Source organism: Aequorivita sinensis, from assembly GCF_006346335.1.
Classification (GTDB): Bacteria; Bacteroidota; Bacteroidia; order Flavobacteriales; family Flavobacteriaceae; genus Aequorivita; species Aequorivita sinensis.
This window is the reverse complement of sequence record NZ_VDMC01000008.1, coordinates 116,918-143,137: the sequence shown is the minus strand read 5'-3', so window position 1 is coordinate 143,137 and position 26,220 is coordinate 116,918. Positions and strand designations below refer to the sequence as shown.

General features: G+C 34.2%; 28 protein-coding genes and 1 tRNA gene. 20 read left to right on the top strand and 9 right to left on the bottom strand.

The genetic code is table 11. The features are described from left to right. Nucleotides 1-201 precede the first annotated feature (201 nt). A tRNA-Phe gene (locus tag FHP04_RS10205) sits at nt 202-274 on the bottom strand. 146 nt (nt 275-420) lie between these two features. Here FHP04_RS10205 and FHP04_RS10200 point away from each other — a divergent pair. From FHP04_RS10200 to FHP04_RS10115, 18 genes are all read left to right on the top strand, one after another. Next, nucleotides 421-1,164 carry a type III pantothenate kinase gene (locus FHP04_RS10200; protein ID WP_139856002.1) on the top strand — a complete coding sequence of 248 codons (744 nt, stop codon included), beginning with the start codon at nt 421-423 and terminating at the stop codon, nt 1,162-1,164. Next, on the top strand, nt 1,149-2,390 hold the full coding sequence (locus FHP04_RS10195) for a porin family protein (RefSeq protein WP_139856001.1): 1,242 nt from the start codon (nt 1,149-1,151) through the stop codon (nt 2,388-2,390). Before FHP04_RS10200 ends, FHP04_RS10195 begins: the two co-directional genes overlap by 16 nt. Before the next feature lie 18 nt (nt 2,391-2,408). After that, nucleotides 2,409-3,773, top strand: coding sequence for a tetratricopeptide repeat protein (locus tag FHP04_RS10190; RefSeq protein ID WP_139856000.1), 1,365 nt, complete (start codon nt 2,409-2,411; stop codon nt 3,771-3,773). Between the two features lie 2 nt (nt 3,774-3,775). After that, nucleotides 3,776-4,351, top strand: coding sequence for an LPS export ABC transporter periplasmic protein LptC (gene lptC, locus FHP04_RS10185; RefSeq protein WP_139855999.1), 576 nt, complete (start codon nt 3,776-3,778; stop codon nt 4,349-4,351). Then, nucleotides 4,341-4,535 (top strand): hypothetical protein, encoded by a 195-nt coding sequence (locus tag FHP04_RS10180; RefSeq protein WP_139855998.1) that lies wholly within the window; start codon nt 4,341-4,343, stop codon nt 4,533-4,535. The genes lptC and FHP04_RS10180 overlap by 11 nt, the downstream gene beginning before the upstream one ends. Nucleotides 4,536-4,601: 66 nt before the next feature. After that, the gene (locus FHP04_RS10175) at nt 4,602-5,855 is read left to right on the top strand and encodes a hemolysin family protein (protein ID WP_139855997.1); all 1,254 of its coding nucleotides are present in this window, start codon (nt 4,602-4,604) and stop codon (nt 5,853-5,855) included. An 87-nt stretch (nt 5,856-5,942) separates the two neighbouring features. After that, the gene (locus FHP04_RS10170; protein ID WP_139855996.1) at nt 5,943-8,057 is read left to right on the top strand and encodes a peptidylprolyl isomerase; all 2,115 of its coding nucleotides are present in this window, start codon (nt 5,943-5,945) and stop codon (nt 8,055-8,057) included. Between the two features lie 138 nt (nt 8,058-8,195). Beyond that, nucleotides 8,196-9,101 (top strand): tryptophan 2,3-dioxygenase family protein, encoded by a 906-nt coding sequence (locus FHP04_RS10165; RefSeq protein WP_139855995.1) that lies wholly within the window; start codon nt 8,196-8,198, stop codon nt 9,099-9,101. Nucleotides 9,102-9,178: 77 nt separating this feature from the next. Beyond that, entirely contained in the window at nt 9,179-9,535 is a 357-nt protein-coding gene (locus FHP04_RS10160) for a DUF488 domain-containing protein (RefSeq protein ID WP_179951781.1), read from the top strand. Between the two features lie 24 nt (nt 9,536-9,559). Then, nucleotides 9,560-10,315, top strand: a complete 756-nt coding sequence (locus tag FHP04_RS10155; protein WP_139855994.1) for a DUF481 domain-containing protein — start codon at nt 9,560-9,562, stop codon at nt 10,313-10,315. Between the two features lie 106 nt (nt 10,316-10,421). Continuing rightward, the gene (locus FHP04_RS10150) at nt 10,422-10,760 is read left to right on the top strand and encodes an arsenosugar biosynthesis-associated peroxidase-like protein (RefSeq protein ID WP_139855993.1); all 339 of its coding nucleotides are present in this window, start codon (nt 10,422-10,424) and stop codon (nt 10,758-10,760) included. Nucleotides 10,761-10,808: 48 nt separating this feature from the next. Further along, nucleotides 10,809-11,888, top strand: a complete 1,080-nt coding sequence (arsS, locus tag FHP04_RS10145) for an arsenosugar biosynthesis radical SAM (seleno)protein ArsS (RefSeq protein WP_139855992.1) — start codon at nt 10,809-10,811, stop codon at nt 11,886-11,888. Nucleotides 11,889-11,891: 3 nt separating this feature from the next. Beyond that, nucleotides 11,892-12,428 (top strand): rhodanese-like domain-containing protein, encoded by a 537-nt coding sequence (locus FHP04_RS10140; protein ID WP_246051412.1) that lies wholly within the window; start codon nt 11,892-11,894, stop codon nt 12,426-12,428. A 40-nt stretch (nt 12,429-12,468) separates the two neighbouring features. Next, on the top strand, nt 12,469-12,648 hold the full coding sequence (locus FHP04_RS10135) for a hypothetical protein (RefSeq protein ID WP_139855991.1): 180 nt from the start codon (nt 12,469-12,471) through the stop codon (nt 12,646-12,648). Between the two features lie 31 nt (nt 12,649-12,679). Beyond that, nucleotides 12,680-13,372: a TIGR04282 family arsenosugar biosynthesis glycosyltransferase gene (locus FHP04_RS10130; RefSeq protein WP_139855990.1), complete on the top strand. Its 693-nt coding sequence runs from the start codon at nt 12,680-12,682 to the stop codon at nt 13,370-13,372. A 22-nt stretch (nt 13,373-13,394) separates the two neighbouring features. Next, on the top strand, nt 13,395-14,213 hold the full coding sequence (locus tag FHP04_RS10125; RefSeq protein WP_139855989.1) for a purine-nucleoside phosphorylase: 819 nt from the start codon (nt 13,395-13,397) through the stop codon (nt 14,211-14,213). Between the two features lie 413 nt (nt 14,214-14,626). Continuing rightward, nucleotides 14,627-15,178, top strand: a complete 552-nt coding sequence (locus FHP04_RS10120) for a transposase (RefSeq protein WP_139855988.1) — start codon at nt 14,627-14,629, stop codon at nt 15,176-15,178. Nucleotides 15,179-15,232: 54 nt separating this feature from the next. Continuing rightward, complete coding sequence (locus FHP04_RS10115) at nt 15,233-16,114, top strand: sterol desaturase family protein (RefSeq protein WP_139855987.1); 882 nt, start codon at nt 15,233-15,235, stop codon at nt 16,112-16,114. 22 nt (nt 16,115-16,136) lie between these two features. Here FHP04_RS10115 and gldC read toward each other — a convergent pair whose 3' ends face one another. Together gldC and gldB are read right to left on the bottom strand one after the other, a co-directional pair. Then, entirely contained in the window at nt 16,137-16,478 is a 342-nt protein-coding gene (gene gldC, locus FHP04_RS10110; RefSeq protein WP_139855986.1) for a gliding motility protein GldC, read from the bottom strand. Next, nucleotides 16,478-17,434, bottom strand: a complete 957-nt coding sequence (gene gldB, locus FHP04_RS10105; RefSeq protein ID WP_449369357.1) for a gliding motility lipoprotein GldB — start codon at nt 17,432-17,434, stop codon at nt 16,478-16,480. Before gldB ends, gldC begins: the two co-directional genes overlap by 1 nt. Before the next feature lie 195 nt (nt 17,435-17,629). Here gldB and nadE point away from each other — a divergent pair, with 195 nt between their 5' ends. Beyond that, nucleotides 17,630-18,418 carry an NAD(+) synthase gene (nadE, locus tag FHP04_RS10100; RefSeq protein WP_139855984.1) on the top strand — a complete coding sequence of 263 codons (789 nt, stop codon included), beginning with the start codon at nt 17,630-17,632 and terminating at the stop codon, nt 18,416-18,418. 132 nt (nt 18,419-18,550) lie between these two features. Here nadE and dnaG read toward each other — a convergent pair whose 3' ends face one another. From dnaG to FHP04_RS10075, 5 genes are all read right to left on the bottom strand, one after another. After that, nucleotides 18,551-20,509 carry a DNA primase gene (gene dnaG, locus FHP04_RS10095; protein WP_139855983.1) on the bottom strand — a complete coding sequence of 653 codons (1,959 nt, stop codon included), beginning with the start codon at nt 20,507-20,509 and terminating at the stop codon, nt 18,551-18,553. Between the two features lie 180 nt (nt 20,510-20,689). Further along, nucleotides 20,690-21,766: a hypothetical protein gene (locus FHP04_RS10090; protein WP_139855982.1), complete on the bottom strand. Its 1,077-nt coding sequence runs from the start codon at nt 21,764-21,766 to the stop codon at nt 20,690-20,692. A gap of 159 nt (nt 21,767-21,925) precedes the next feature. After that, nucleotides 21,926-22,705, bottom strand: coding sequence for a hypothetical protein (locus FHP04_RS10085; protein ID WP_139855981.1), 780 nt, complete (start codon nt 22,703-22,705; stop codon nt 21,926-21,928). Beyond that, nucleotides 22,692-23,258: an RNA polymerase sigma factor gene (locus tag FHP04_RS10080; RefSeq protein ID WP_139855980.1), complete on the bottom strand. Its 567-nt coding sequence runs from the start codon at nt 23,256-23,258 to the stop codon at nt 22,692-22,694. Before FHP04_RS10080 ends, FHP04_RS10085 begins: the two co-directional genes overlap by 14 nt. 254 nt (nt 23,259-23,512) lie before the next feature. Further along, the gene (locus FHP04_RS10075) at nt 23,513-24,490 is read right to left on the bottom strand and encodes a polyprenyl synthetase family protein (RefSeq protein WP_139855979.1); all 978 of its coding nucleotides are present in this window, start codon (nt 24,488-24,490) and stop codon (nt 23,513-23,515) included. A 166-nt stretch (nt 24,491-24,656) separates the two neighbouring features. Between FHP04_RS10075 and FHP04_RS10070 the strand changes: the two genes are divergently transcribed. Next, nucleotides 24,657-25,094, top strand: coding sequence for a T9SS type A sorting domain-containing protein (locus FHP04_RS10070; protein ID WP_262710115.1), 438 nt, complete (start codon nt 24,657-24,659; stop codon nt 25,092-25,094). A 51-nt stretch (nt 25,095-25,145) separates the two neighbouring features. Here FHP04_RS10070 and rlmN read toward each other — a convergent pair whose 3' ends face one another. Continuing rightward, on the bottom strand, nt 25,146-26,186 hold the full coding sequence (gene rlmN / locus FHP04_RS10065; protein ID WP_139855977.1) for a 23S rRNA (adenine(2503)-C(2))-methyltransferase RlmN: 1,041 nt from the start codon (nt 26,184-26,186) through the stop codon (nt 25,146-25,148). Nucleotides 26,187-26,220: the final 34 nt, after the last annotated feature.

Sequence of the window (26,220 nt, the reverse complement as noted above, 5' to 3'; positions counted from 1 at the left end):
TGCAAAGATAAAAGCATTTAGGGCACAATTTAGAGGAGTGAAAAACGTAGAATTCTTTCTGTATAGATTAACAACGATTTTTGCATAAACACAACAATTGTTCTTGATCCAGCTATATACTATGTATATAAGTACGTTTATTAAAAATTAGAATTACTATATAAAACAAAAAACCCGAAACTTGCGTTTCGGGTTTTTAAGTGGTGCCTCCAAGAATCGAACTAGGGACACACGGATTTTCAGTCCGTTGCTCTACCAACTGAGCTAAGGCACCATTGTTTGAGACGGCAAATATAAAGCATATTTCGATTTCACAAAACTTTATTTGAAAAAAATATTGATTTTTTTTCTCTCTATTTAATATGTCCTTAACAATAAGTTAATTAGCATGTGTGTACTTTTACCCACTTAATAATGATTATGAATCTTGTAATTGATGTAGGAAACACTTCAATAAAGTTCGGAGTGTTTGATTTGGAGGCAATTAAGTGGAAAACGACTAGTAACGAGGATAGTTTTCTTAAAACCTTGGATGAAATTTCAAAAACATTTCCTTCTATTAAAAATTGTATTATATCATCTGTCGCTAATCTTTCAAAGGAACATTTATCTAAATTAGAAGAGAGTTTTGATGTTTTAAGTTTAAATCATCAAACAAAAGTTCCATTCAATAATAGATATGCTACACCTCAAACTTTGGGTATAGATCGTATAGCCTTAATAAGCGCAGCATCTTTTCAGTATAAAAATAAAAACGTATTGGTGATCGACGCTGGTACTTGCATCACTTATGATTTTATTAATTCAGAAAATGAATATCTAGGCGGCGCCATTTCACCAGGAATCACAATGCGCTATAAATCGCTACATACGTTTACAGATAAACTTCCGTTATTAGAAAAAGCCCATCCAAATTCATATATAGGAAACAACACTGCTAACTCTATACATTCGGGCATAGTGAATGCTGTTTTGTTCGAAATTGAGGGTTATATAGCTGAGTATAAAAAGGAATACGAGAATTTAACAGTTATTTTAACAGGAGGAGACACACATTTTTTGCGAGATAGTATAAAAAATGACATCTTTGCCAACTCAAATTTTTTATTGGAGGGATTGAACCATATTTTAGAATATAACAAACATTCATGTTTAGAAAAATAGTAATTGGTTTATTTTTGCTAATAGCCGGCTCTACAATGCTAGCTCAAGAAGGAACCACCTCGCCATATTCTTTTTATGGAATAGGATCGTTGAAATTTCGCGGAACTGCCGAAAACAGATCAATGGGGGGAATCGGTGTCTTCACAGATAGCATTCATATAAACTTACAGAATCCTGCGGGATATGCGGGACTACGCTTAGTGAACTTTTCAGTAGGCGCGAGCCATAAAGCTCAAAAGCAAAAAAGCGACACTGGTAGCCAAAACACTTCATCTACGTCATTAGATTATTTAGCTATGGGAATTCCTATGGGTAAATTCGGAATGGGATTTGGACTTCTACCTTACACTGCAGTTGGATATGACTTTTATTCGGAAGTACCAGACGGACTTACAGAATACTCAGGAAGCGGTGGTTTAAATAAAGTATTCCTTTCTTTAGCATATCAAGTTACACCTGAATTTAGTTTAGGAGTAGATGCTAACTACAATTTCGGAAAGATAGAAAACACTGCAACTACTCAGAAATCTGATTTACAATACGGAACTCAAATTTACAATAGCTCAGACTTATTAGGTTTCAGCTTTAATTTTGGTGCCCTGTATAAGAAAATGATTACAGACAAGCTTGAATTAACAGGTTCTGTAACGTATTCTCCTGGTACAAGTTTTAATTCAGAAAACTTTAGAAGAATAGGAACTGTAAACATCTCCCCTGTTGGGATAATTCCTATTGATGAAAGAGAAGTTGCTGTAGCGGATACCGACTTTACTTTCCCCTCACAATTAACTTTAGGAGCAGGATTAAGCAAACCTAAATATTGGGGAATTGGTGTTGAATACACCAACCAACAAACTAGCAATTTCTCAAATCGCACTTTTACCATAGATCAAGTAACTTACAAAAATGCATCTAAATTTAAATTAGGTGGATATTATATTCCTAATTACAATTCATTTGGAAACTACTTTGACAGAGTGGTTTACAGAGCTGGAGCACGTTTTGAACAGACAGGTTTAGCTGTAAATGGTCAGGACATAAACGAGTTTGGCATATCTTTTGGGTTAGGACTACCTGTAGGTCGATTATTCTCTAACATGAACTTAGGGTTTGAAATTGGCAAACGCGGAACCACCGACTTTGGATTGATACAAGAAAACTTTTTTAATACATATTTGAGTTTCTCACTAAATGACCGTTGGTTCGAAAAAAGATTATACGATTAATACAATAACAGCAATTCCATGAAAACTAAATTCATTTTACTATTTACCATTGTCTTATTAGCAACTTCAGCAAAAACATTTGCTCAAGCTCCTGATGATTGTGCAATTACCTTATCATACTTTACCGAGCCGGCTAGAATTAAAAATTACGAAGCCGCACTTCCTTATTACGAACAATTAATTAAAGAATGTCCAAACTACCATATCGCTACTTACCAATATGGTGTAAAAATGTTTGAATATTTTATTGATGAAAAAGGTGATAAAAGTAAAGTAAAAGACCTTATTCAAGCTTGGGAATTGAGGCTTGAAAACTTCCCTGCTAAAACTAAGGAAGGAGATGTTCTTTCTACTATCGCACAGTTAAAGTACGACAACAACATTGGAACTAAAAAGGAACAATTTAACGCTTTTGACACTGCTTTTAACAAGCACCCAGAAGATTTTACTAGTGGAAAGAGCTTGTACACTTACTTCTCTTTAGCTGTAGATTTACACAATTCAGGAGAAAAAGAACTTCAAGAAATATTTGATCTTTACGACCAAGTAACTGCTAAAATTGATTCTCAAAAAAACTCACTAGCTGAAAAACTTACTGTTTTATTAAACAAAGCTGAAAGCGGAACAGCGCTTACTAGCAAAGAAGAACGTGCTAAAGCTGTTTACGAAAACAACTTAAGTGTTTATACAACTGTAGAAGAAAGTGTAAATGGTAAATTAGGTCAGCTAGCTGATTGCCCTAACTTAATTCCACTTTACGAAAAAGATTACGAAGAGAAGAAAAACGATATCGATTGGATTAAGTCTGCAAGTAACAGATTGGATGCAAAAGATTGTGATAGCCCACTTTCAAACAAGTTAGCTGTTCGTCTTCACGAATTAGAGCCAAGTTCAACATCTGCTTACCTATTAGGAAAGCAAGCTGAAGCTGAAGGAAAGTCATCTAAAGCATTAGAGTACTTCAACCAAGCTGCTGATCTTGAAAAAGACAACTCTAAGAAAGCGCGTATCTACTACAGTATCGCTGAAAACTACCGTAAGAAAGGAAGTTTTGGTACTGCAAGAAACTACTACAACAAAATGTTAGAAGCTAAGCCATCTGCTGGTATTGCTTATTACAAAATTGGAGCTATGTACGCAGACAGCGCAAACGGATGTGGAACTACTGTATTCGAAAAGAGAGCTATGTACTGGTTAGCTGCCGATATGATGGATAAAGCTGCACGTGTTGATGGAACTATCGCTGGCAACGCTAGAGCTGCTGCAAGTAGCTACAGAGGACGTGCTCCACAAAAAAGTGATATCTTTAGCGAAGGAATGGCTGGAAAAACAGTTACCTTTAACTGCTGGGTTGGCGGTAGCGTTAGGGTTCCTAACTTATAAGAATGATCACAAGTATAAATATTGTTAAAAGCGTGATGGCCATAATTATGGTCATCACGCTTTTTGCATGTGAAAGCAATTATAAAAACGTAAAAAAACTCACACTTTCTGATGGCGCCCCTATCGCAGAAGGTGAAGGAATAAATTTTAAATACACAGATTCCGGCAAACTTATTACCAACCTTTTAGCAGAAAAACTACTAGATTTTTCAAACCAAAAATTTCCTTACAAAGAATTTCCAAATGGAATTGAAGTTAGATTTTGGGATAAGGAAGGTAAAAAAAGTACGGTGAATTCTGATTACGCTATTCAATACGACGGAACTGGATTAGTAGATTTGCGTGAAAATGTGGTAATTGTTACAGCAGATAGTGTTATACTTAAAGCTCAACAGCTTTATTGGGATCAAAAAAATCAATGGGTATTTACAGATCAACCCTACCAAATAAAATTCAAGGACGGCTCCTATAATAACGGAGGAAGATTTGATGGAAATCAAGACTTCACAATTTTTTCTTCACGAAAAAACGAAGGCGTCCAATTAATCGATAAAAATAAAACTGAAGATGTTAAGTAAAGCTTACTTGTTTTTTGAATACGCATACCTTGCCGTTGCATTGTTTTTTATATACGAAACCGTAAACAATTGGAGTGACGACAGAAGCCGTGCCTATTTATATTTGTTTTTCGCTGTAGTTGCAATTGGAATGTTTTTCTTTAAAAGAAACTTCAGGAAAAAGATGAATAACCAAGACAAATAATTCATTTTAAAATTACAAACTTGTAATTTTGAATATTGAATTTTAAATTCTGACCTTGAATAACCTATGGATTATAGCATTATAATAATTTTTACAATGTTAATTCTCTCCGCATTTTTTTCGGGGATGGAAATAGCCTACGTTTCTTCCAATAAAATCCATATCGAAATTGAAAAAAAGCAAAACAACTTTTTAGCTGGAGTTTTAAAAAAAATAACAAAACGCCCTTCAAAGTTTATTGCTACAATGCTAGTAGGAAACAATATTGCTCTAGTTATATATGGTTTCTATATGGGTGATTTACTCATGAATTATATTCCGCTCGCTGGATTTAGCGGTTTATTAATTCAAACCATTATATCAACATTAGTTATTTTAATGACTGCGGAGTTTCTTCCGAAGGTATTTTTTCAAATCTACGCCAACAACTTGGTGAAAATATTCGCGGTGCCCGCCTATTTTTTCTACGTTGTTTTTTCATTAATCTCAGAATTTATAATCTGGATTTCAGACCTAGTTTTAAAATTCGTTTTTAAAACCGAAGGAGATACTGTTCAATTAAGCTTTAGTAAATTAGAGTTAGGAAATTATATTTCTGAACAAATGGATATTGCCGAAACCAAAGAAGAAATGGATTCGGAAATTCAAATTTTTCAAAACGCACTAGACTTTTCTGAAGTTAAATCTAGAGAAGCTATGATTCCAAGAACTGAAATTGTAGCCGTTGATATTGATACATCCCCAAAAGAATTAGCTAAAATTTTTACTGAAACTGGGTTTTCTAAGATTTTAATTTACAAAGAAAACATAGACGACATTTTGGGCTATGTACACTCCTTCGAACTTTTCAAAAAGCCATCGACAATTAAAAAGGTATTGATGCCTGTGATTTTTGTTCCTGAAACTATGCTCATTAAAGACGTGCTTGCCGTTCTTAGCAAAAAAAGAAAAAGTATAGCAGTTGTAATTGACGAATATGGTGGAACAAGCGGAATTATTACTGTAGAAGATATTATTGAAGAACTTTTTGGCGACATTGAAGATGAACACGATAGCATCGCTTTAATCGAAGAAAAACTCGGAGAAGACCACTACAAATTCTCTGCACGATTAGAAGTAGATTACATAAATGAAAATTATGACTTAAATCTAAATGAAAGTGAAAACTACGAAACATTAGGCGGTTTGATAGTTAATTTCACCGAAGAGATTCCCGATAAAGGGGAAACCGTAGAGATAGATAATCACCTTTTCACTATACTAGAAGTATCTAGCACCAAGATAGAACTAGTGGAAGTTAGAAACATAGGCGAAGATTAGAAATTAAATAATCACCACTTTTTTCAATTTAGTTTTTATTAATGAGTTGAAAATGCTATTTTCGCCACCTATAAATTTGAACATCAAATGGCAATCTTAAACAGCATTAGAAAAAGAGGGATATTTCTTATCCTTATTATCGCATTGGCACTTTTCGCCTTTATTTTAAGCGATATTATATCAAAAGGAAGTACAGGACCTAAAGGTCAAGATACCATTGCAACGGTAAATGGTAACGAAATTCCAAGACAAAGCTTCATGGAGCAAGTAGAGGCAACCCAACGTAATATGGGACCTAATGCAAACGCTACACAAGCTATGAATATGGTTTGGGATCGTGAGTTACGCCGTGTAATAATGGAAGAACAAATTGAGAAAGTAGGTATTACTGCAGAAAAAGCTCAAATTGATAATGCTTTAAAAACTGCTTTAGCAAATAACCCTACATTCTTAAATGAGGCAGGACAAGTTGATGACGCTAAAATTCAAGAATATATTGCCAGCATTAAAGCTTCATCACCTCAAATGTATGCACAATGGCTAACATTCGAAGAGAACATAGCTAACAGTGTAGTTCAAACTACCTACAACAATATGATCATGGGCGGATTACGCGCTACTATTGCTGAAGCTGAACAAGAATACCATTATAAAAACGATAATTTAAATCTTCAGTATGTTTTAGTGCCTTACACTAAAATTGCTGACGAAGAAGTTAAAGTGTCTGAAGATGAGATTAAAAAATATGTGTCAGCTCACGCTAACGACTATAAGGTAGATGCTCAAGCAGATATCCAATATGTATTTTACGAAGAAACTCCTTCGGAATCTGATTCTGAAGAAGCTAAGGCTGGAATCACTTCTTTATTAAACGACAAAGTTGAGTTCAACCAAGACACAAAATCTAACGATACTATTCCTGGTTTTAGAAACACTAACGATTACGAAGAATTTGTAAACGCAAATTCAGACATTCCTTTCTTTGACCAATGGTTATTCAAAAAAGATCTTCCTGCATCAGAGGCAGAAAACTTAATAAACCTTAACAAAGGTGATGTTTACGGACCATTTAAAGTAGATAACTCTCTTTACCTAACAAAAGTTTTAGACACTAAGCAAATGCCAGACTCTACTGAGTCTAAGCACATCTTAATTAGATATGTTGGTACAATGCGTGCTCCAGAAACAATCACTAAAACTAAAGAAGAAGCTAGAAGATTAGCAGACAGCCTTTTAAGTGTTGTTAAAAGAGACAAATCTAAATTTGCTGAACTTGCTGAAGAATTTTCTGATGATGGGTCTGCAGATAACGGAGGGGATTTAGGAAACTCTACTCCAGGTAGAATGGTTCCTCCATTTGACGAGTTTATTTTCAACAACCCAACAGGAACTGTAGGTTTAGTAGAAACAGATTTCGGTTTCCACATTGTTGAAGTTGGAAAGCAATCAGCTGCTAAAAAAGCTCTTAAACTTGCAACGGTTGTAAAAGCTGTAGAGCCTTCAGAAAAAACAATAAACAACGTATTTTCTGACGCTTCCAAATTTGAGCTTGCTGCAAAAGACGGTGACTTTAACGAATTAGCTAAAGCTAGTAACCTTGAAGTAAAACCAGTAAATAAATTAGGTAAAATGGATTCTAATATCCCTGGTATCGGAGATAACAGATCAATTATCAACTGGGCTTTTGAAAAAGACACTAAGGTTGGTGACACAAAACGTTTCAGTGTACCAAACGGATATGTAATCGCTCAGGTTTCACGTAAGAACGAAAAAGGATTAATGAGTGTTGCAGATGCTTCTAGTAGAGTTATTCCAATTTTACGCAACGAGAAAAAAGCGAAAATGATTCGTGAGTCAATTACTGGTACTACTTTAGACGAAATTGCTAAAAGTCAAGGAGTAATTGTTCAAACTGCAACAGGTGTAAATATGGCTGCTCCAACAATTGGTGCAAGCAGAGAACCTAAAGCTGTAGGAATTGCTTTTGGTACTAAACCTGGTGAAACTACTGCATTGATAGATGGAAACAAAGGTGTTTACAAAATAAAAGTAACTGCCTTCAACCCTGCTCCAAAAATGGAATCATATGCAAATTATGCAAACCAAATGAGCAATCAAGCTGTACCTGGTGCTCAGAACGCAGTTTATAACGCACTTAAAAAGAAAGCAGAAATTGAAGATAACCGCGCTAACTTTTACTAGTCGCTAACTTCACATAAACTTTAAAAGCCCTGTTGCAATTTTTTGTAACAGGGCTTTTCTTTAAAAAGCATTTTTTAACAAACCATACTATAAAAATTCTTTATTTTTAAAAAAAAGAAAAAGACACATCTAATCATCATGGATAATAAAGAACTTATTGAAGCCCTTGTAGAAAAATACACCAATCTTGGTGAAAATCCTGAAACATACCTAAAAGGATTGCTACAAGCCAAACCAATTAATTATTGGGATTATATACAAGTAGACACATTGCTATCGCTGCAAAAAACTAGAACTGATTATAAAGACGAAGAGATTTTTGTAATGTATCATCAAGTAACAGAGCTTACTTTAAAAATGATGATACACGAAATCAAACAACTTTCAGAAGGTGAAAATCTTTCAGAAGATATTTGGATTACAAAACTAGATAGACTAAAAAGATACACAAGGATGCTTATCACCTCTTTCGATATTATGAAAGAAGGAATGAGCTATGAAGACTATAACATCTTCAGATCTACACTTACACCTGCTAGCGGATTCCAAAGTGCTTCCTTTCGCTATCTAGAACTATACAGCACTAAACTTGAAAATTTGGTGAATAGCAAGGGGCAAGAAAGATTACCTGAAAACCCGACTTTAGACGATTATTTTGAAAATCTATATTGGAAAGATGCTGGATATAATAGGAAAACAGGCAAAAAGACATTAACCCTTATCCAATTTATAGAAAAATACGAAGATGATTTTAAATCTTTAGCCAAGAAACTAAAAGGTAAAACTCTTGAAGAAAGAGTGATGCAAATGGACAACCCTTCTGATGAGCTAAAGGAAAAACTAAAACAGTTTGACCATTTTTACAATGTAGCTTGGCCATTAGTTCATTTGGATACTGCACAACATTATTTAGATAGTAAAGGTGAAAATAAGGCCGCTACTGGTGGTTCGGAATGGAAAAAATACCTGCATCCAAAATACCAGCAGCGTAAATTTTTCCCTAACCTTTGGTCTAAAGAAGAACTTGCTTCTTGGGGTGAATAACTTGGGTTGTTAACCAACAATGAGTTGGTAAAGGACAATAGTGAGGTTTGATAATGGGATACAAAAACTTATAGCTTGTGGAAATTCAAATTAAAAGAATTTATGAAGAAGCATCTAAGGATGATGGCTATAGGGTTTTAGTAGACCGTATATGGCCTAGAGGCGTAAGTAAAGAAGAAGCAAAACTTGACAAATGGATGAAGGAAATTGCTCCATCCTCAGATCTTCGAAAATGGTTCAATCATAAAGTAGAACGCTTTAATGACTTTTCAAAAAAATACAACGAAGAACTTGAAAAGCATACAGATTTGGTAACTGAGCTTCTTCAAAAAAGTGAGAAAAATAAACTTACTCTTTTGTTTGGCGCTAAGGACACAAAACACAATCAAGCAATTGTATTAAAGAAGCACCTTGAAAATAAAGTAGACAAATAATCGTAACCAATTACTTTCTTGACTATGAAGTATATTTTATTACCCTTATTCCTTCTATTATCTTTCAATATAAGCGCCCAAGTTATAAATGCCGAATCCTTTAGAAGAGTTACAGACACATCTGGATTTTCAGGTTCAACTAGTTTAGACTTTGCTTTAAAACGTGATGTTAATGACAAGCTGAGTATAAAGAATAACATTCACGTACAATACAAAATGAATCGACATTTAGTCCTTCTTAAAAATGAAATAGAATTTCAAAGAATTGAAGGTGATAAATTTGAAAACAGAGGTATTCAACATCTTCGCTATAACTACAAGCTTCTCCCAAACATAACCTGGGAAGTTTTTGGTCAAGGTCAATACAATAAAGTTTCTAAAATCGACTTTCGCGGCCTTGTAGGAACGGGACCGCGTTTCAAACTAACACAGCTAGAAGACTATAAATTCTATTTAGGAACTTTACTGATGTATGAACACGAAAAACGAGATGACATTCTAAATCCAATTAAAGAAGGGATAAGAGGTTCTGTTTACTTTTCCTTTAGTCTTTATCCTCAAGACTACCTAACCGTAATTAGCACTACCTATTACCAACCTATGCTAAAAAGTATAACAGACGATTATAGAGTTTCCTCTCAAACATCATTATTGGTTCATCTCTTCAAAAATTTTAGTTTTAAAACCACCTACACTTTTAATTACGATGAGATACCTGCCGAAGGAATCCCAAATTCCCAATACGAACTAACAACAGGGGTAGTTTATTCTTTCGATTAAAAGATTTGAAACTTTAGTTAACATCTATCGTTTTCAAAAACTACTTATCTATATTTACATTAAATGAAGATTCTACCATCTTCAAATACATAAATTTTATAATAAAATGGCTTCAGATAATTATTACGACCCTAAGGATTTAAGAAAATTTGGTAAAATCACTGAATGGAGCGAAGAGCTTGGTGAGAAATTTTTTGAATACTACGGAAAAGTTTTTGAAGAAGGCGCGCTTACCGCTCGTGAAAAGGCTTTAATAGCGCTAGCAGTTGCACATACAGAACAGTGCCCTTACTGCATCGATGCCTATACTAAAGACAGCCTTCAACGAGGTGTTACTAAAGAAGAAATGATGGAAGCCGTACACGTTGGCGCAGCAATAAAAAGCGGTGCAACACTTGTCCACGGCGTAATGATGATGAATAAAGTAAATAAGTTAGACGGATAAATTTCAACGACTACTGATTCTTTTATAGGAATTCAATTAAAACATTCTATGCTGAAAGAGAAAAAGAAAAAAAAACAACAATCACTTCACAAACGCAATAGTGATCTTGCTGTAGCGAATAAACAACTCGAAAAACTCTCCAATGGTATTTTTGCTAATGGAGAACTTCCTACTTTTTCTGAAAAAATAAACGAAACAAATCAATTTCCGCTACGACCAAAAGGTTTAGAAATTCTACAAATCAATGTTGGTTATATGTGTAATCAGGTTTGCGAACATTGTCATGTAGATGCAGGGCCAGACAGAAAGGAAATAATGACGCGGGAAACTATGGAGCAGTGTTTGGATGTAATAAAAAACACGGGAGCACATACCTTAGACCTCACCGGTGGAGCGCCAGAAATGAACCCTAATTTTCGCTGGTTTGTAGAAGAAGCTAGCAAAGTTGGTATTAAAGATTTTATAGTAAGAAGTAATCTTACTATTATCCGAGCCAATAAAAAATATCACGATTTACCTGAATTTTTTAAAAAACACAATGTTCACATTATAAGCAGCATGCCACATTGGACGCGTGGCAAAACCGACAAGCAACGTGGAGAAGGCGTATTCGACCAATCTATAAAAGCGCTACAAGAACTCAATGCTGTAGGCTATGGAATGCCAAATAGCGAATTACGGTTAGATTTAGTTTATAATCCTAGTGGAGCGTTTCTTCCTAGCAATCAAGCTAGCATGGAAAAAGATTTTAAAAAAGCACTACTTGAAGATTTTAATATCCAGTTTCATAACCTATTTGCGATTACAAACTTGCCCATTTCAAGGTTCCTCGATTACTTAATAGCTTCGGATAACTATGAAGATTATATGTATTCATTAGTAGATGCATACAATCCCGCTGCTGTTAAAAACGTAATGTGTAGGAATACCATTTCTATCAGTTGGGACGGATTTTTGTATGACTGTGATTTCAACCAAATGTTAGAATTAAAGGTAGCTAGCAAAATCCAACACATCTCTGAATACAATGAGGAAATACTTAACAACAGAAACATTGTAATTTCTCAGCATTGTTATGGATGTACAGCTGGTGCAGGAAGTAGTTGCCAAGGTACAGTTACTGAATAAATAATGAAACAGTTAAGCACAGGTGTTAGTTTATTTATGAAAAGTTTCATTTTCGTATTTTTCCTCTTCGGATTTAGTCTTGCAAGCGGTCAAACTCAAAAAAGTTTAGATATTCTATTGCAACAAAACAACTCAGGTAGTATCCCCTATATTTCTGTTGAGGAACTACAGAGTTTATTAATAGAAAACTCAGTAGTTATTTTAGATACACGAGAAGCAAATGAATTTAATGTAAGTCACATAACTTCAGCAAAAAACATCGGTTTTGAAAAGTTTTCATCGGAAGATAAGCTTCTTCAAAATTTAGATAGAGATACACAGATAGTTGTTTATTGTTCGGTTGGAATACGTTCTGAAAGAATTGGTGAAAAATTAAAAGATGTAGGCTTTTCAAATGTAAAAAACCTTTATGGTGGAATCTTTGAATGGAAAAATAAAGGCTATTCGGTTCTTGATTCTAAAGGGAATGAAACCGAAAATATCCACACATTTTCTAGACGTTGGAGTCATTATTTAAAAACTGGCAATCCTGTTTACTAAATCTTAAACATCACAGGATTTATATTATAATTGAATAAAAATGAAATCAAATAAAAACGTTTTATTATTAATTGGAGCTTTTATTCTATTAGGCATCAATTTAGGAATGGTGAATTGGAACAGTTTTGCTTCGGAACAAAATCTTGCGGCTGGCTTTGGAATTATCATAAGTTTGCTTATTATTTCCCTTCAGTTTAAAAAAATAAAAAAGCAGAATTAAGCTGATAAAAAACTATTTTGACTACTGACAAATGGCAATAATTAACCCAAATACTTCAGACGATGCCAATAGTATGGCTGCCGATTTTCACTTCCCTACTTCTAAAAGTGCATTGATTATTTTTACCCGAAATCCAGAATTAGGAAAGGTAAAAACACGCTTAGCTAAAACAATTGGGGATGAAAATGCTTTGGAAATCTATAAGTTTCTTTTAAAGCACACTGCTGAAATTACTGAAAATTTAAATGTAGATAAATTCGTTTTTTATTCAGAAAATATTCATCGAAACGATTTATGGAATCCAGATATCTTTAGAAAAAAACTGCAATCTGGAAATGAATTAGGAGAGCGGATGAAAAATGCTTTTTCAGATGTATTTTCAATGGGTTATGAAAGCGTAATTATTATTGGAAGCGATATGTTTGACATGGGTACTCAAGATTTAGAAACAGCTTTTGTATCACTGCAAACATCACCCTATGTTATTGGCCCTGCCTCTGATGGTGGCTATTACCTATTAGGAATGAAACAACTCAACACCAAAGTTTTTGAAAATAAAATTTGGGGTACTGATAGTGTTTTAAAATCAACGTTAAACGATTTAAGACAATTTAAGTACACCTTATTAGATGAAAAAAATGATATTGATTACTACGAGGATATAAAAGATGTAGAAGCTTTTCAGCAATTTTTACCACCTCATTTAGATAGTAATTTTATTTAAACAGTCAATAAAAAGTAACGATATGAGCGTATCAAAATTTATAAAAGAAGCGGCAGAATACCTTCAAAATCGCGGATTTGAAAAACCAGAAATAGGAATAATACTAGGTACTGGTCTCGGGAAAATAGTTGAGAAAATAGATATAATTACCGAAGTTAGCTACAATCACATTCCTAACTTCCCCACTGCGACTGTAGAGTTTCACAAAGGAAAATTAATTTACGGCACACTAGAAGGCAAAAAAATCGTAGTAATGCAGGGTAGATTTCATGTTTATGAAGGCTATACACTTCGCGATGTAACTTTCCCTGTAAGAGTTATGCATCTTTTAGGAATTAAGCGCCTTTTGGTAAGCAATGCAGCGGGAGCAATTAATCTCAACTTCAACAAAGGAGAAATAATGCTTATAGACGATCATATTAATTTACAAGGTGATTCTCCCCTAGCCTTTAGAGGTGTAGAAAAAATGGGCGAACGTTTTGTAGATATGAGCGCCCCTTATGATGCAGAAATGAATAAAATTATTGAACAAGTTGCTACAGACAACAACATAACGCTTCACAAGGGCGTTTACGCCAGCGTTGTAGGCCCGCAACTTGAAACCCGAGCAGAATATCGCTATTTAAAAATTATTGGCGCAGATGCCGTTGGAATGAGTACTGTGCCAGAAATAATTGTTGCAAACCATTTACAACTTCCAGTTTCGGCCATTTCAGTCTTAACAGACGAATGTGATCCAGACAATCTAAAACCAGTCAACATTCCAGATATTATTGCTGCTGCCAACAAAGCAGAACCAGATATGATAACATTATTTACTGAGTTAATTAAGCAGTTGTAAGTTGAAGTGCGATACCTATTCGAGACCTGTCAGGTTCAAACACGCAAAACATGTTGAATTCACATCCAATTCAGGAACCAATATAATTACTTAGTTTAGTGAGTTCAACAAAATATTGTATATCACAATCCAGACCTGTCAGGTTTCAAAAACCTGACAGGTCTAAACATCCAAAATATTTTGAATTTGCAGCCAAAACAAAATCTTACATAATAACTAAATTTAGCAAACTCAATAAAAAAATTTAATTCAAACACCAAACCTTACAGGTTTCAAAAACCTGTCAGGTTTAAACACGCAAAACTTATTGGGTTTGCATCTAATACAGAACCCGATATAATTAATTAATTTAGTAAGTTCAACAGTAAATTGTATTTCACAATCTAGACCTGTCAGGTTTCAACACGTAAAATATGGATTTTTTAGAAGAAACATATTTCTATCACATCTTCAATCGCGGGAATAATAAACAAGATATTTTTAAAGAAGATGAAAACTATTATTATTTTTTAAAATTAGTTAGAAAATACATTCTTCCTATTGCAGATATCTATTGCTATTGCCTTCTCAAAAACCATTTTCACTTACTAATTCAAATTAAAGAAAACGCAGAAAAACCATCTCAAGCTTTTTCAAATATGTTCAATGCATATTCAAAAGCATTCAATAAAAAATATGAAAGAGTTGGGAGTTTATTTCAACGACCATTTAAAAGAATAAGAATTTCTGAAGAAAAATATTTAAAGCAATTAATATTATACATCCATTTAAATCCTGAAAACCACAGAATTATTGATAATTTTGAAAATTATAAATTCAGCTCATATAATTCAATAATCTCCCCAAAACCAACAGCTTTAAAAAGAACAGAGGTTATTGATTTTTTCAACGATATTGAAAATTTCAAACTTATACACAGACAAAGAAAACCAATAAACGAAAATTTAGATTTTATAATAGAATAAACCAATTTCAAACCTTTTTCGCTTTAGAAAACTGTCAGCTTTCGTAGATAAACAATGGAAAAATACATAGAAATATTCAAGAATTCTTACTACGGATACTTTAATTATTTGTGGAAGGAAATCACTCATTTTCATTGGGAAAACTACTTCTACGGACTTATCCTTGTCTCCTTAATAGTTTGGGCATTGGAGTTACTTTTCCCTTGGAGAAAAGATCAGAAAATCTTCAGAAAAGATTTTTGGATGGACACATTCTATATGTTCTTCAACTTTTTCTTATTAAATCTGATTGTTCTTATTTTTCTTTCAAATGCAACCGCTGAGCTTTTTAATGATTTACTGAGTTTAATAGGGTTAAAGATTTCAGATTTTCAGCTTCTAGATTTAAATGCACTCCCATTCGGACTCGGCCTGCTTGTATTCTTTTTAATTACAGATTTTGTACAGTGGAATACGCATCGTTTACTTCATTACTCTCCATTCCTTTGGAACTTTCATAAAGTACACCATTCAATAAAAGAAATGGGATTTGCAGGACATCTGCGATATCATTGGATGGAACCCATAGTGTATAAGTCTCTACTATATATTCCTCTAGCAGTTATTGGTGGTTTTGATGTACAATCTGTAGCAATTGTACATTTTTCTGCTCTTACTATTGGGCATTTAAACCACGCAAACCTAGGCTGGGATTACGGTGTGTTAAAATATATTTTCAACAATCCAAAAATGCACATTTGGCATCACGCAAAAGAACTGCCAGAAAATCACCAATACGGTGTAAATTTTGGAATCAGTTTAAGTTTATGGGACTACCTATTTAAAACCAGTCACGTACCCCACGATGGTAGAGATATTGAATTAGGTTTTGAAGGAGACGAAGAATTCCCAAAAGATTTTATAAAGCAAACCATATACCCTGCAAAAACAAAGTAAGGTTTGCCTTATAAACTAAATCTTATTTTGTTTTTTTAAGCTCTAATTTTTCTGCAAAATAATCGCAGAAGTCACGCATTGTATCGCTCATTTTGTCATCGTTTGTAGCACGTTGAAAAGTATCAGCCATGGCGGTTAACGTTTGATGGAAGAAAATTTTCATCTCATCCATTGGCATCTCTTTTGTCCATAGGTCGATACGCAAAGACTCTTTGTTTTTATGATCCCAAACCGACAGCATTACAGCTTTCGATTCTTCATTTGTAACTCCGCCGTCTTCGGCTGTCCAATGTATAGTTTCAGGGATTTTATTTTCGTCTAAACCAACGTTTAGTCTTATTTCAGAATTGTGTTTTACAGCCATTATTTCTTTGGTTTGTATTTTGAATTATTAAATATTTCGTCAGCATCGGTAATCATTAATTGCTGAACAGTTGTATCATTATTATCCATATATGCGCGCACTATTTGCCAGCCGATATATCGTCCTAACATTCCTGGAGAGTCATTATCTATTTCTAAATAAAACTTAGAAAAAGGAGCCGGATTAATAAATCGTGCACCTAGTCTTTGATCGGTACTATAGAGCAATTCATTTTCTACAAAATAACGCCACATATAGAGTTCATTTTCCTCAGACCATTGTATTTCTTCTTCAGAATACCCCATTTTATCAGCATCTGAAGTTTTTGGAAGCCATACATCTTTTAAATATTGCATTTTTCCATAGTAAATAATTTGTCCTAAGAATGTGGAATTAGAAGGTGGCTTAATATATTCTCTTGAATAAACTTCAGCTACATCTTGAATGAGCTGTGAAGGCTTCATTTCCTTTTTAATATATTTATCAATCCCTCCATAAAACTCGTGCTCAGTACCTAAATAATTGTCTAATGCAAGAACTAACATGCTATCGGCAAGAATAACTTTATTTCTGTAGTCTACATCGGAAGTTACTGTAACGACCAAGGGAGTCGAAAACTGTGGGAAATAATATTTTATATGCTGAAATAACGGAATGATATCGTCTTCTATAAGTTGAGCTTCTGGAAAAACCTTAAAAACCTCATCTTCCAATTGATTTTGAAGGGTATCGGTTAATTTTTGTACCCAAATGCTATCGTGATATTGCACTGGGAAAAACTCCGGAAAACGCTGCTTTAAAACTGGTAAATCGGCAGGCGAGGCATCGGCAAACTCCTTGTCGAAACGTACAATTTGTACATCCATCGGGATTTGTTGAATTTCCTTTTCTAACTTACTATCGCTATTACACGAAAACAAAAGAACTCCAAAAAGAAGTAGAAAAATATATCGCATAGAATTAAAAATGTTTCTATTGGTTAACGCCATTGATTTTAATTAATTTTACCTTTATCAACTTTTTGACGTGCAAAGGTACCTTATTGTTGAATGAGTTTAAAAGTTTAGGGTTTAAAAGTTTTATGTAGTTACACCTCTGCTAAGGAAATAAATAGGCCTTAAATCAATATAAATTTTATAAATATCAAAAAAATGCAAACCGAGAAAGTAATCGAATATATCGTAAGTTGGCTAAAAGACTATGCCGTAAATTCAAAAACTGATGGTTTTGTGTTAGGTATAAGCGGCGGAATTGATTCTGCTGTTGTTTCAACATTATGTGCAAAAACAGGTTTGCCGACACTTTGTGTAGAATTACCTATTCATCAGGCTCCAAATCAAGTGAGTCGTGGGAGAGAGCACATCCAGTTTCTAAAAGATAATTATTCAAATGTTAGTAATACCGAGGTAAATCTAACTTCAGTATTTGAGGAATTCAAAAAAGAAGTTCCCCAAACTGAAGACGATAGTTTCCTCGATCTTTCCCTAGCAAACACTAGAGCGAGGTTAAGAATGACTACGCTTTACTATTTTGCAGGCTTACATCGTTATTTAGTTGCTGGCACGGGAAATAAAATTGAAGATTTTGGTGTAGGATTTTACACTAAATACGGTGATGGTGGTGTAGATTTAAGCCCTATTGCAGATTTGATGAAAAGCGAAGTTTACAAGCTTGGCGAAGTTTTAAATATTCCAGATTCTATAATGAAAGCCGCTCCTACCGATGGTTTGTTTGGGGATAGCAGATCCGATGAAGACCAACTAGGTGCAAGTTATGATGAATTGGAATGGGCAATGAAAATGACAGAGGCAGGAAAATCTAGTGCCGATTTTAACGGAAGAGAAAAAACTGTATACGATATTTATACGCGATTAAATCGTGCCAACAAACATAAAATGGTTCCGATTCCAGTGTGTGAAATTCCAAAAGAGTTACTCTAAAGTTTTTTTAATATAGCATTCGATATTCTTAGAAATAATCAGAAGACACTATATATTCAACTACATTATATCAATTTATTGATTCTCAAACTTGAGTTGTATTCGGAAATGAAATCGATAAATTAAATGTGCTTACACTACCCTATTCAATTTATTTGAAAGCACTTTTTTAAGGGTAAGATAATCCACGATTTCCTGTAAACTTGACTCTTTTTCAGGGTTATCATTATCCTTCATCATTTCTGATAAGTCATTTATCTTTTGAGAAACTAAATGACGTCGTAAATTTAAGATGGTCTCACTTACAATTTGGGCAATGGTTTTATCTTTTCCTTTTACATAAATCTCCATTCGCTCCCAATTGTGAAGCTCATAGCGTTCCTCTTCCATCAATACATGCGTTACAGCGGTTGCAAGTTCTGGTTCTAAATCGTTAATAAAGGTTTCTGCTTTGGCTTCAGGGTTTTGATTAAACCGATTTACTACTTCATAATATATCTTTTTAAACTCAGGATTTGTGAATTCAATTTCGTCATCCTGTAAGTCAAGATAAATTTTTTCATACACTCGAGCTTTATGGATTTCAGGTTTTAAAGAAATTTCTCCTTTTTCATCAGCTTCAAGTATTAAATCTTCAAAATCTTCTTCAACATTGCCATACAGTAGAAGAAGTTGGATGATTTTTTGCTCCAATTCAAATTGAACATCTATTTTCTTGGCTTTTTTCTCAGAGGAAACTACTTGAAATGCTTCCTGTTTTACATCAGCTTTTTTTGAAGAATCTTTTTTATCTTTTCGAAGTAATTGGGCTAAGGTATTAAACAGCACCTCTTCCGAAATATCCATGATACGCGAACACTCCTTAATATAAATTTCGCGTTTTATTACATCTGGAATTTTAGCAATACTGTTAACCATATCGTGTATGGTTTCAGATTTTTTAATCGGGTCGTTTTTAGCTTCTTTTGCTAATAATGAAGCTTTAAAAGTGATAAAGTCCTTAGAGTTTTCTTCCAGGTACAGGCTTAAGTCTTCCAGAGAATTTTTCCGTGAAAAGCTATCTGGATCTTCCCCTTCTGGAAAAGTACAGATTTTCACATTCATTCCCTGCTCCAAAATCAAATCTATCCCTCGTAAAGACGCGCGAAGTCCAGCGGCATCACCATCAAATAGAACCGTAATATTTTGAGTAAGCCTATTTATTAATCTAATTTGCTCTGGCGTTAAAGCAGTTCCAGAGGAAGAAACTACGTTGTGAATACCTGTTTGATGAAACTGAATTACATCGGTATATCCTTCTACTAAGTAGCAATTATCTTCTTTTGATATGCTTTGTTTTGCATTGAAAATCCCATAAAGAACTTTGCTCTTATGGTAAATGTCACTTTCAGGAGAGTTGAGATATTTTGCTGCTTTTTTATCTGAAGTTAAAATACGCCCTCCAAAACCAAGAGTACGCCCGCTCATGCTCAAAATCGGGAACATCACTCTTCCCTTAAAGCGATCGAATTGTTTTTCACCTTTTACAATAGACAAACCTGTTTTCTCAAGGAATTCAAGTTTATATCCTTTTTTAATTGCATGACTGGTAAATGCTTCCCAAGAATCTGGTGAGTAACCCAATTCAAATTTCTTAATCGTTTCATCGGTAAACCCTCTTTCTTTAAAGTATGAAAGTCCGATGGCTTTCCCTTCTTCGGTTTTTAATAAGGTATTATGAAAATAATTTTTAGCAAATTCACTAACTAAATAAAGACTTTCACGTTCGTTTGCTTGTTCTTTCTCTTCGCTAGATTGCTCGGTTTCTTCTATTTCAATTCCGTATTTCTTAGCTAGAAATTTTATTGCCTCAGGATAGGTAAAGTGTTCGTGTTCCATTAAAAACGACACCACATTTCCACCTTTTCCACTACTAAAATCTTTCCATATTTGCTTAACAGGACTAACCATAAAACTTGGTGAACGCTCATCTGTAAACGGACTAAGCCCTTTGTAGTTGCTACCAGATTTTTTCAATTGTACAAAATCGCCAATTACCTCCTCTACTCGAGCAGCTTCAAAAACATTATCTATAGTAGTTCTACTTATCAATTTATGGTGAATTAATAGTTTGTTGTTACCAATTTTGGATTTGTAAAAATAGGGATATTAAGAATGAAAAACCTAAGCCTTTACTATTTCAGTTAAAATAAAAAGAACCTACAAGGAGCCTCGCAAAAACCGGAGATACCTTGCAGGTTAATAAACAAACGAATAAAATGGAGATTTTGGCTACTCCAAATCAAGCCTTAGGCCCAATGAAACATTATGTTGATCCACAGCGTTATTTTTAAAGATGGTATTAAGGTCGTATTTAGCATAAATTGAAGTGGCCCCCCAACCTATATAAGCACTTAATCCATAAATAAAATTATTAGTGTTGTAATTAGCTTTCAATTTTTGTTTCTGATTTTCACCATCTTCTTCAAATTTAAGTTTTTGACGAGCACCTAAATTAATACCTCCGTAACCTCCAATCCCAAATTTGAACTGATCACGGGTTACATATCGAAAATAATCGTCGTGTTCAATCTTTTTGGAAGGTCCAAATTCAAAATGAATTGGAATTACTAGGTTGTCCATTCTAAATTTTGACTTTTTTAAATTTAGCGGATAGGTTTGAAGTTCCGTTTGTTCCCCAGTATCTACAAAAAGTCTGTTATCGGTTGGTTTAAGTCCGTTAAACTGAAATGCAAGACCATACCTAACTCGCAACCAATTAGAATTGTCGAAAACACGAGTTTTCCAAGTCCACCCTAATTCGGCAAATCGACTACCAGCAACTTTAAAATCTGAATCCTCCAAGGATTCTCCTGAAGTAACAACATTGTTTAGTCCAACCGCTATATAACCATCTGAAATTGTGCGTCTGTCATAAACCACTTTCTTTTCTTTACTTTTAACCGAAACCCCAAAAACCCGAGTGTTATTAGCATCTTCATTACCAAAACTGATAGCCACGTAGGCTTTATCTTCATTTTCTCCTAATTCCCCATTACGCTTGTACAATTCCATTTTATTGTCAACAATAGACAGTCGATTTTCTATATTTAATGCGTGTTTTTTAGCGGCGGCACTTTTTAAAATTTCGGCCTCAGCTTGATCGATGCTTCCTGTTTCAAGACGTTTATTAATATTTTCGACTTCAATTTTTAGAGCATTCTTTTCCTGTTGAACTATCTCTTTTTTAACACGAGAGAATTTTTCGACGACACTTAGTGAGTCCACTTGTTTTTCCTGAGCGTGTGAATAATTACTGGCAAGAAAAAACATAGTTAGGGCTGTTGAAATTGTGATTAATGATTTCATAATTGTTCGATTTTTGATTATTGATGAATGATTTTTTTTAGTCGGCAGTCTTTGGTTGGAAGACGATGGTTGGGGTAGTTTCACCTATTTAATAATGAAATTTGATTAAAATTTTAGAAATTTCAAGAACCTCTCGACTGCGCTCGAGGCATCACTTACTCAATCGTTTCTTTCAATAACTGCAGTTCTAATTTTTATAAAACCTTCGCCTAAAGCATCGAATACTTTATCGCGGAAACTCTTTTCTAGTTCCCATTCCACTTCCTGTAGCAAGGCAGTAGCATCTACTTTAGGTGTGTTGAGAATTTTTTGGGTTTGAATTTCACGGCGCGCTTTATTTAGCAGATCTTCAACTTCAGTTATACTTACCTCGTTATGGTTATGCTGTAATTCCTTTAGAGATGCAATTACCTCATCTACCTTGGCGTTAATAAGTTCTTCTTCCAACGACTTCTCCTTTTCGGTATTTGCAAGAACTTTAGTTTTATCAATTTCTTTATCAATTTCAGATTTTTTAGTACCCGTTGACAGAGGTGATTCTGGGCTTGACGTCTTTAAATTTGAATTTGAATTTGATTGCAATTTTTCTTTACCCTTATTTCCTTCAGGTTTGTTTACAACAGAATTATTTTGTGTAGAAACATATTTTTGAGCATCTTCACTATGCGGAATGATTTTTAAATCGTTATCAATTGTTTTTTCATCTCCACTTTCTGTTACAATTTCATCTTTAACTTCAATTGTATTAGTATAGAAAACTGAACTTAAAATGAGGATACCAATAACACTTGCCGCAACGTAATACCACAATACAGTTTTCTTTTGAGGTTGTTCTGCATCCAGCTTTACTTGTAGCTTATCCCAAGCCTTTTCAGAAGGCTTTAACTCCCTCGACTCTAACTTTTCACGAATATTATCTTCTAATTTATAAGGCGCCATAACTTAAGTTGTTTTGTTGTTTCACTAAATCTTGAAGCATTTTTCGAGCTTTAAAGAGCTGTGACTTTGATGTATTCTCACTTATTTGCAATAACTCTGCAATTTCCCCGTGTTTGTATCCTTCAACTGCATAAAGCACAAAAACAGTTTTATAGCCATCAGGAAGATTATCTATAATTTTCTGAATTTCATTAGTTTCCAACTCCGTTTTGATATAAGTTGAATGCTGGGTTGTATTATCAATTTCCTGTTCAGAAACAAAGTGTAATTTTTTGTCTTTCCGCAGTTGAGAAATACTTTCGTTTACCATAATTCTACGAATCCAACCTTCAAAACTTCCTTCATTATTATAGTTACATAAATGGGTAAAGACTTTAAAAAAACCTGAAAGCATTACCTCCTCAGCCAACTCGATATTTTTTAAATACTGTCTACAAACGCCTAACATTTTAGGGGCAAACATATCATACAGCTCTTTTTGAGCTCGGCGATCGCCATTACCTGCTTTGGCTATTAACTTTGAATAATTTTTATGTAATGAGATAATTTTCAAAATACGCTTCGCTGATTAGGGCTTCTATTTATATAGACGCAAGTTTTTGAGAAATGGTTGTCTGAGGAATGAAAAAGTTTTCTAACTTCAGCAATAGCGTACTGTAAGAAGCACAAAAAAAGAGCTAAATAAAAAGATTTGGTCGAGCCTGAAGCTTGATTATTAAAAAATCATCTTTAATTTGACTAAAGATTTTATTTAAAAATAAATATGAAAGTTTAATCGTTAGGCTACTGTTTTCTGAATACGAAATACTATTTCTTTCTATCAATAACGTAATTAACCATCAACTCTAGGGATTCTTTATAAGGAGAGTTTGGATAAGAATCTAAAAGCTGCAACGCCTCTTGCTGATAGTCTTTCATTCTAGTAACCGCATATTCAAGTCCGCCGTTGTTTTTCACGAAAGCGATCACTTCATTTACGCGCTTTTTGTCTTTATTGTGATTCTTTACTGAATTGATAAGCCATTTCTTATCCTTAGGTGAAGCATTATTTAGAGCGTAAATTAAAGGTAGTGTCATTTTCTGTTCCTTAATATCTATCCCTGTAGGTTTCCCGATATGTTCATTTCCGTAATCGAATAAATCATCTTTTATCTGAAACGCGGTTCCTATAAGTTCCCCAAATTTTCGCATTTTCTCTACCTCATCATCCTGAGCCATAACCGAGCGAGCACCCATTGCACAACAGGCGGCAATTAAAGTTGCTGTTTTCTGTCGGATAATTTCAAAGTAAACTTCTTCAGTGATATCGAGTTTACGTGCTTTTTCAATTTGAAGTAATTCGCCTTCACTCATTTCACGAACAGCGACAGAGATAATTTTAAGTAAATCGAAATCATTGTTATCAATAGAAAGTAACAAACCTTTGGAAAGGAGGTAATCCCCAACTAGTACGGCAATTTTATTTTTCCAAAGCGCATTTATGGAGAAAAATCCACGGCGGCGATTACTGTCGTCTACTACATCGTCGTGCACTAAGGTTGCTGTATGTATAAGTTCGATAACAGAAGCTCCACGATAAGTGCGTTCATTAACATTACCTTGCCCGGTCATTTTCGCGATAAGGAATACAAACATCGGTCTCATTTGTTTCCCTTTGCGATTTACTACATAATGTGTAATTCGATTTAGCAGAGAAACTTTTGAAGACATAGATTGTGAGAACTTTTTTTCAAAAAGCTCCATTTCCTTTTCAATCGGTAGTTTAATGCGCGAGACTATCTTCATAAAGCCCCAAAGATAGTTAAAAATGAATGATGATTTTCAAGTGAATTTAGCAGTGAATGATTTAAATAAATAAACATATATCCAATATTTAACACTGCTTTTAAAAGCCCATTCTCCTAACATTTCACATAAATCTTAATTAAATTGAGTTGGACCAAGTAGTGATATCAATGACCTAGGAGCTTCTAACGTTACTTTTACTGAAGTTTATGATGATCCAAATGATGCTGGAACTCAATACACTCGTACTTTAGATGTTTCAGAATTTACTGGTGAAACTATCTACGTTGCTTTTAGACATCACGATGTTACTGATATGGATTACATCTCTATAGACGATATAATGGTATCTGGAGTTTTAGCTGTAGGAACTAACGAATTTAAAGGATTCCAATATTCAGTTGCTAACAACACATTAAATCTTTCATCTAGCATTAAAATGAATAGCATTGCTCTTTACAATATGTTAGGACAGCAAGTTGTTTCTCAAAAATTAAACAACACTAATGAATCTGTAAACATTTCTGAATTACAATCAGGTGTTTACATTGCTACCATATCTATCGATGGAGCTAGCAAGTCATTTAAAATTGTAAAGAACTAATTTACATTTTAGCATAAATGGAAAAGAGCGGCCTATAGCCGCTCTTTTTATTTACTGTTTGTTCGCCAATTGTCCGCAGGCAGCATCAATATCTTTTCCTCTACTTCGTCTTACCGTAACAGGGATATAGTTGTGTTCTAAAGCCTCTATATAATCGTCGATAACGGTTGATGAAGCCTGTTGGAAATTCCCATCGTCAATCGGGTTGTATTCAATAATATTTACTTTACACGGCACATATTTACAGAAAGCCACAAGCGCCTGTATATCTTCCCATTTATCATTTATATCCTTCCAAACAATATATTCGTATGTAATTTTACGATTGGTTTTACTGTACCAATACTCTAGCGACTCTCTAAGGTCTTCTAAGGTGAAGCTTTTAGCAAATGGCATGATTTGCTCTCTGGTTTCTTGAACCGCAGAATGCAAAGAAACAGCAAGGTTGAATTTCACTTCATCATCAGCGAGCTTTTTAATCATTTTAGGTACTCCTGAGGTGGAAACGGTGATACGCTTAGGCGACATCCCTAAACCTTCGTCACTAGTGATCTTTTCAATTGATTCTAGCACGTTTTTATAGTTCATCAACGGTTCGCCCATTCCCATAAAAACAATGTTGGAAAGCGGTTTGTTATGATACAACCTACTCTCTCTATCTATAGTAACCACTTGATCGTAAATTTCATCTGGGTTTAGATTTCTCATTCGCTTTAACCTAGCGGTTGCACAAAACGAACAATCTAAACTGCACCCAACTTGCGAAGAAACACAAGCAGTAGTTCTGTTTTTAGTGGGTATCAACACAGATTCCACCACAAAGTCGTCAAACAGCTTTACGGCATTTTTTATAGTTCCATCACTACTTTTTTGAAAGTGATCGACTTTAATGTGATTTATAACGAAATTCTCGTTAAGATGTGCTCGCAGTTCTTTTGAAAGATTAGTCATATCGTCAAAACTATGACTTCCTTTACTCCATAACCATTCATAAACCTGCGTCCCACGGAAGGCTTTGTCGCCAATGCTAACAAAGAAATCTCTAAGTTCTTCTTTTGATAAGGCTCGTATATCTTTCTTCTGTTCTGTCATGCTGCAAAATTAGGGTTTTTAAAACAAAAAAGCC

Bases quoted from the DNA above. Each gene is read 5' to 3' on its own strand.
- FHP04_RS10085 (WP_139855981.1), bottom strand. From the start codon at position 22,705: ATGGCGCCTTATAAATTAGAAGATAATATTCGTGAAAAGTTAGAGTCG.
- FHP04_RS10180 (WP_139855998.1), top strand. From the start codon at position 4,341: ATGTTAAGTAAAGCTTACTTGTTTTTTGAATACGCATACCTTGCCGTT.
- FHP04_RS10140 (WP_246051412.1), top strand. From the start codon at position 11,892: ATGAAACAGTTAAGCACAGGTGTTAGTTTATTTATGAAAAGTTTCATT.
- FHP04_RS10115 (WP_139855987.1), top strand. From the start codon at position 15,233: ATGGAAAAATACATAGAAATATTCAAGAATTCTTACTACGGATACTTT.
- FHP04_RS10190 (WP_139856000.1), top strand. From the start codon at position 2,409: ATGAAAACTAAATTCATTTTACTATTTACCATTGTCTTATTAGCAACT.
- nadE (WP_139855984.1), top strand. From the start codon at position 17,630: ATGCAAACCGAGAAAGTAATCGAATATATCGTAAGTTGGCTAAAAGAC.
- FHP04_RS10120 (WP_139855988.1), top strand. From the start codon at position 14,627: ATGGATTTTTTAGAAGAAACATATTTCTATCACATCTTCAATCGCGGG.
- lptC (WP_139855999.1), top strand. From the start codon at position 3,776: ATGATCACAAGTATAAATATTGTTAAAAGCGTGATGGCCATAATTATG.
- FHP04_RS10130 (WP_139855990.1), top strand. From the start codon at position 12,680: ATGGCAATAATTAACCCAAATACTTCAGACGATGCCAATAGTATGGCT.
- FHP04_RS10165 (WP_139855995.1), top strand. From the start codon at position 8,196: ATGGATAATAAAGAACTTATTGAAGCCCTTGTAGAAAAATACACCAAT.
- FHP04_RS10170 (WP_139855996.1), top strand. From the start codon at position 5,943: ATGGCAATCTTAAACAGCATTAGAAAAAGAGGGATATTTCTTATCCTT.
- gldB (WP_449369357.1), bottom strand. From the start codon at position 17,434: ATGCGATATATTTTTCTACTTCTTTTTGGAGTTCTTTTGTTTTCGTGT.
- FHP04_RS10150 (WP_139855993.1), top strand. From the start codon at position 10,422: ATGGCTTCAGATAATTATTACGACCCTAAGGATTTAAGAAAATTTGGT.
- gldC (WP_139855986.1), bottom strand. From the start codon at position 16,478: ATGGCTGTAAAACACAATTCTGAAATAAGACTAAACGTTGGTTTAGAC.
- FHP04_RS10195 (WP_139856001.1), top strand. From the start codon at position 1,149: ATGTTTAGAAAAATAGTAATTGGTTTATTTTTGCTAATAGCCGGCTCT.
- FHP04_RS10135 (WP_139855991.1), top strand. From the start codon at position 12,469: ATGAAATCAAATAAAAACGTTTTATTATTAATTGGAGCTTTTATTCTA.
- FHP04_RS10175 (WP_139855997.1), top strand. From the start codon at position 4,602: ATGGATTATAGCATTATAATAATTTTTACAATGTTAATTCTCTCCGCA.
- FHP04_RS10075 (WP_139855979.1), bottom strand. From the start codon at position 24,490: ATGAAGATAGTCTCGCGCATTAAACTACCGATTGAAAAGGAAATGGAG.
- FHP04_RS10090 (WP_139855982.1), bottom strand. From the start codon at position 21,766: ATGAAATCATTAATCACAATTTCAACAGCCCTAACTATGTTTTTTCTT.
- rlmN (WP_139855977.1), bottom strand. From the start codon at position 26,186: ATGACAGAACAGAAGAAAGATATACGAGCCTTATCAAAAGAAGAACTT.
- FHP04_RS10200 (WP_139856002.1), top strand. From the start codon at position 421: ATGAATCTTGTAATTGATGTAGGAAACACTTCAATAAAGTTCGGAGTG.
- arsS (WP_139855992.1), top strand. From the start codon at position 10,809: ATGCTGAAAGAGAAAAAGAAAAAAAAACAACAATCACTTCACAAACGC.
- FHP04_RS10125 (WP_139855989.1), top strand. From the start codon at position 13,395: ATGAGCGTATCAAAATTTATAAAAGAAGCGGCAGAATACCTTCAAAAT.
- FHP04_RS10155 (WP_139855994.1), top strand. From the start codon at position 9,560: ATGAAGTATATTTTATTACCCTTATTCCTTCTATTATCTTTCAATATA.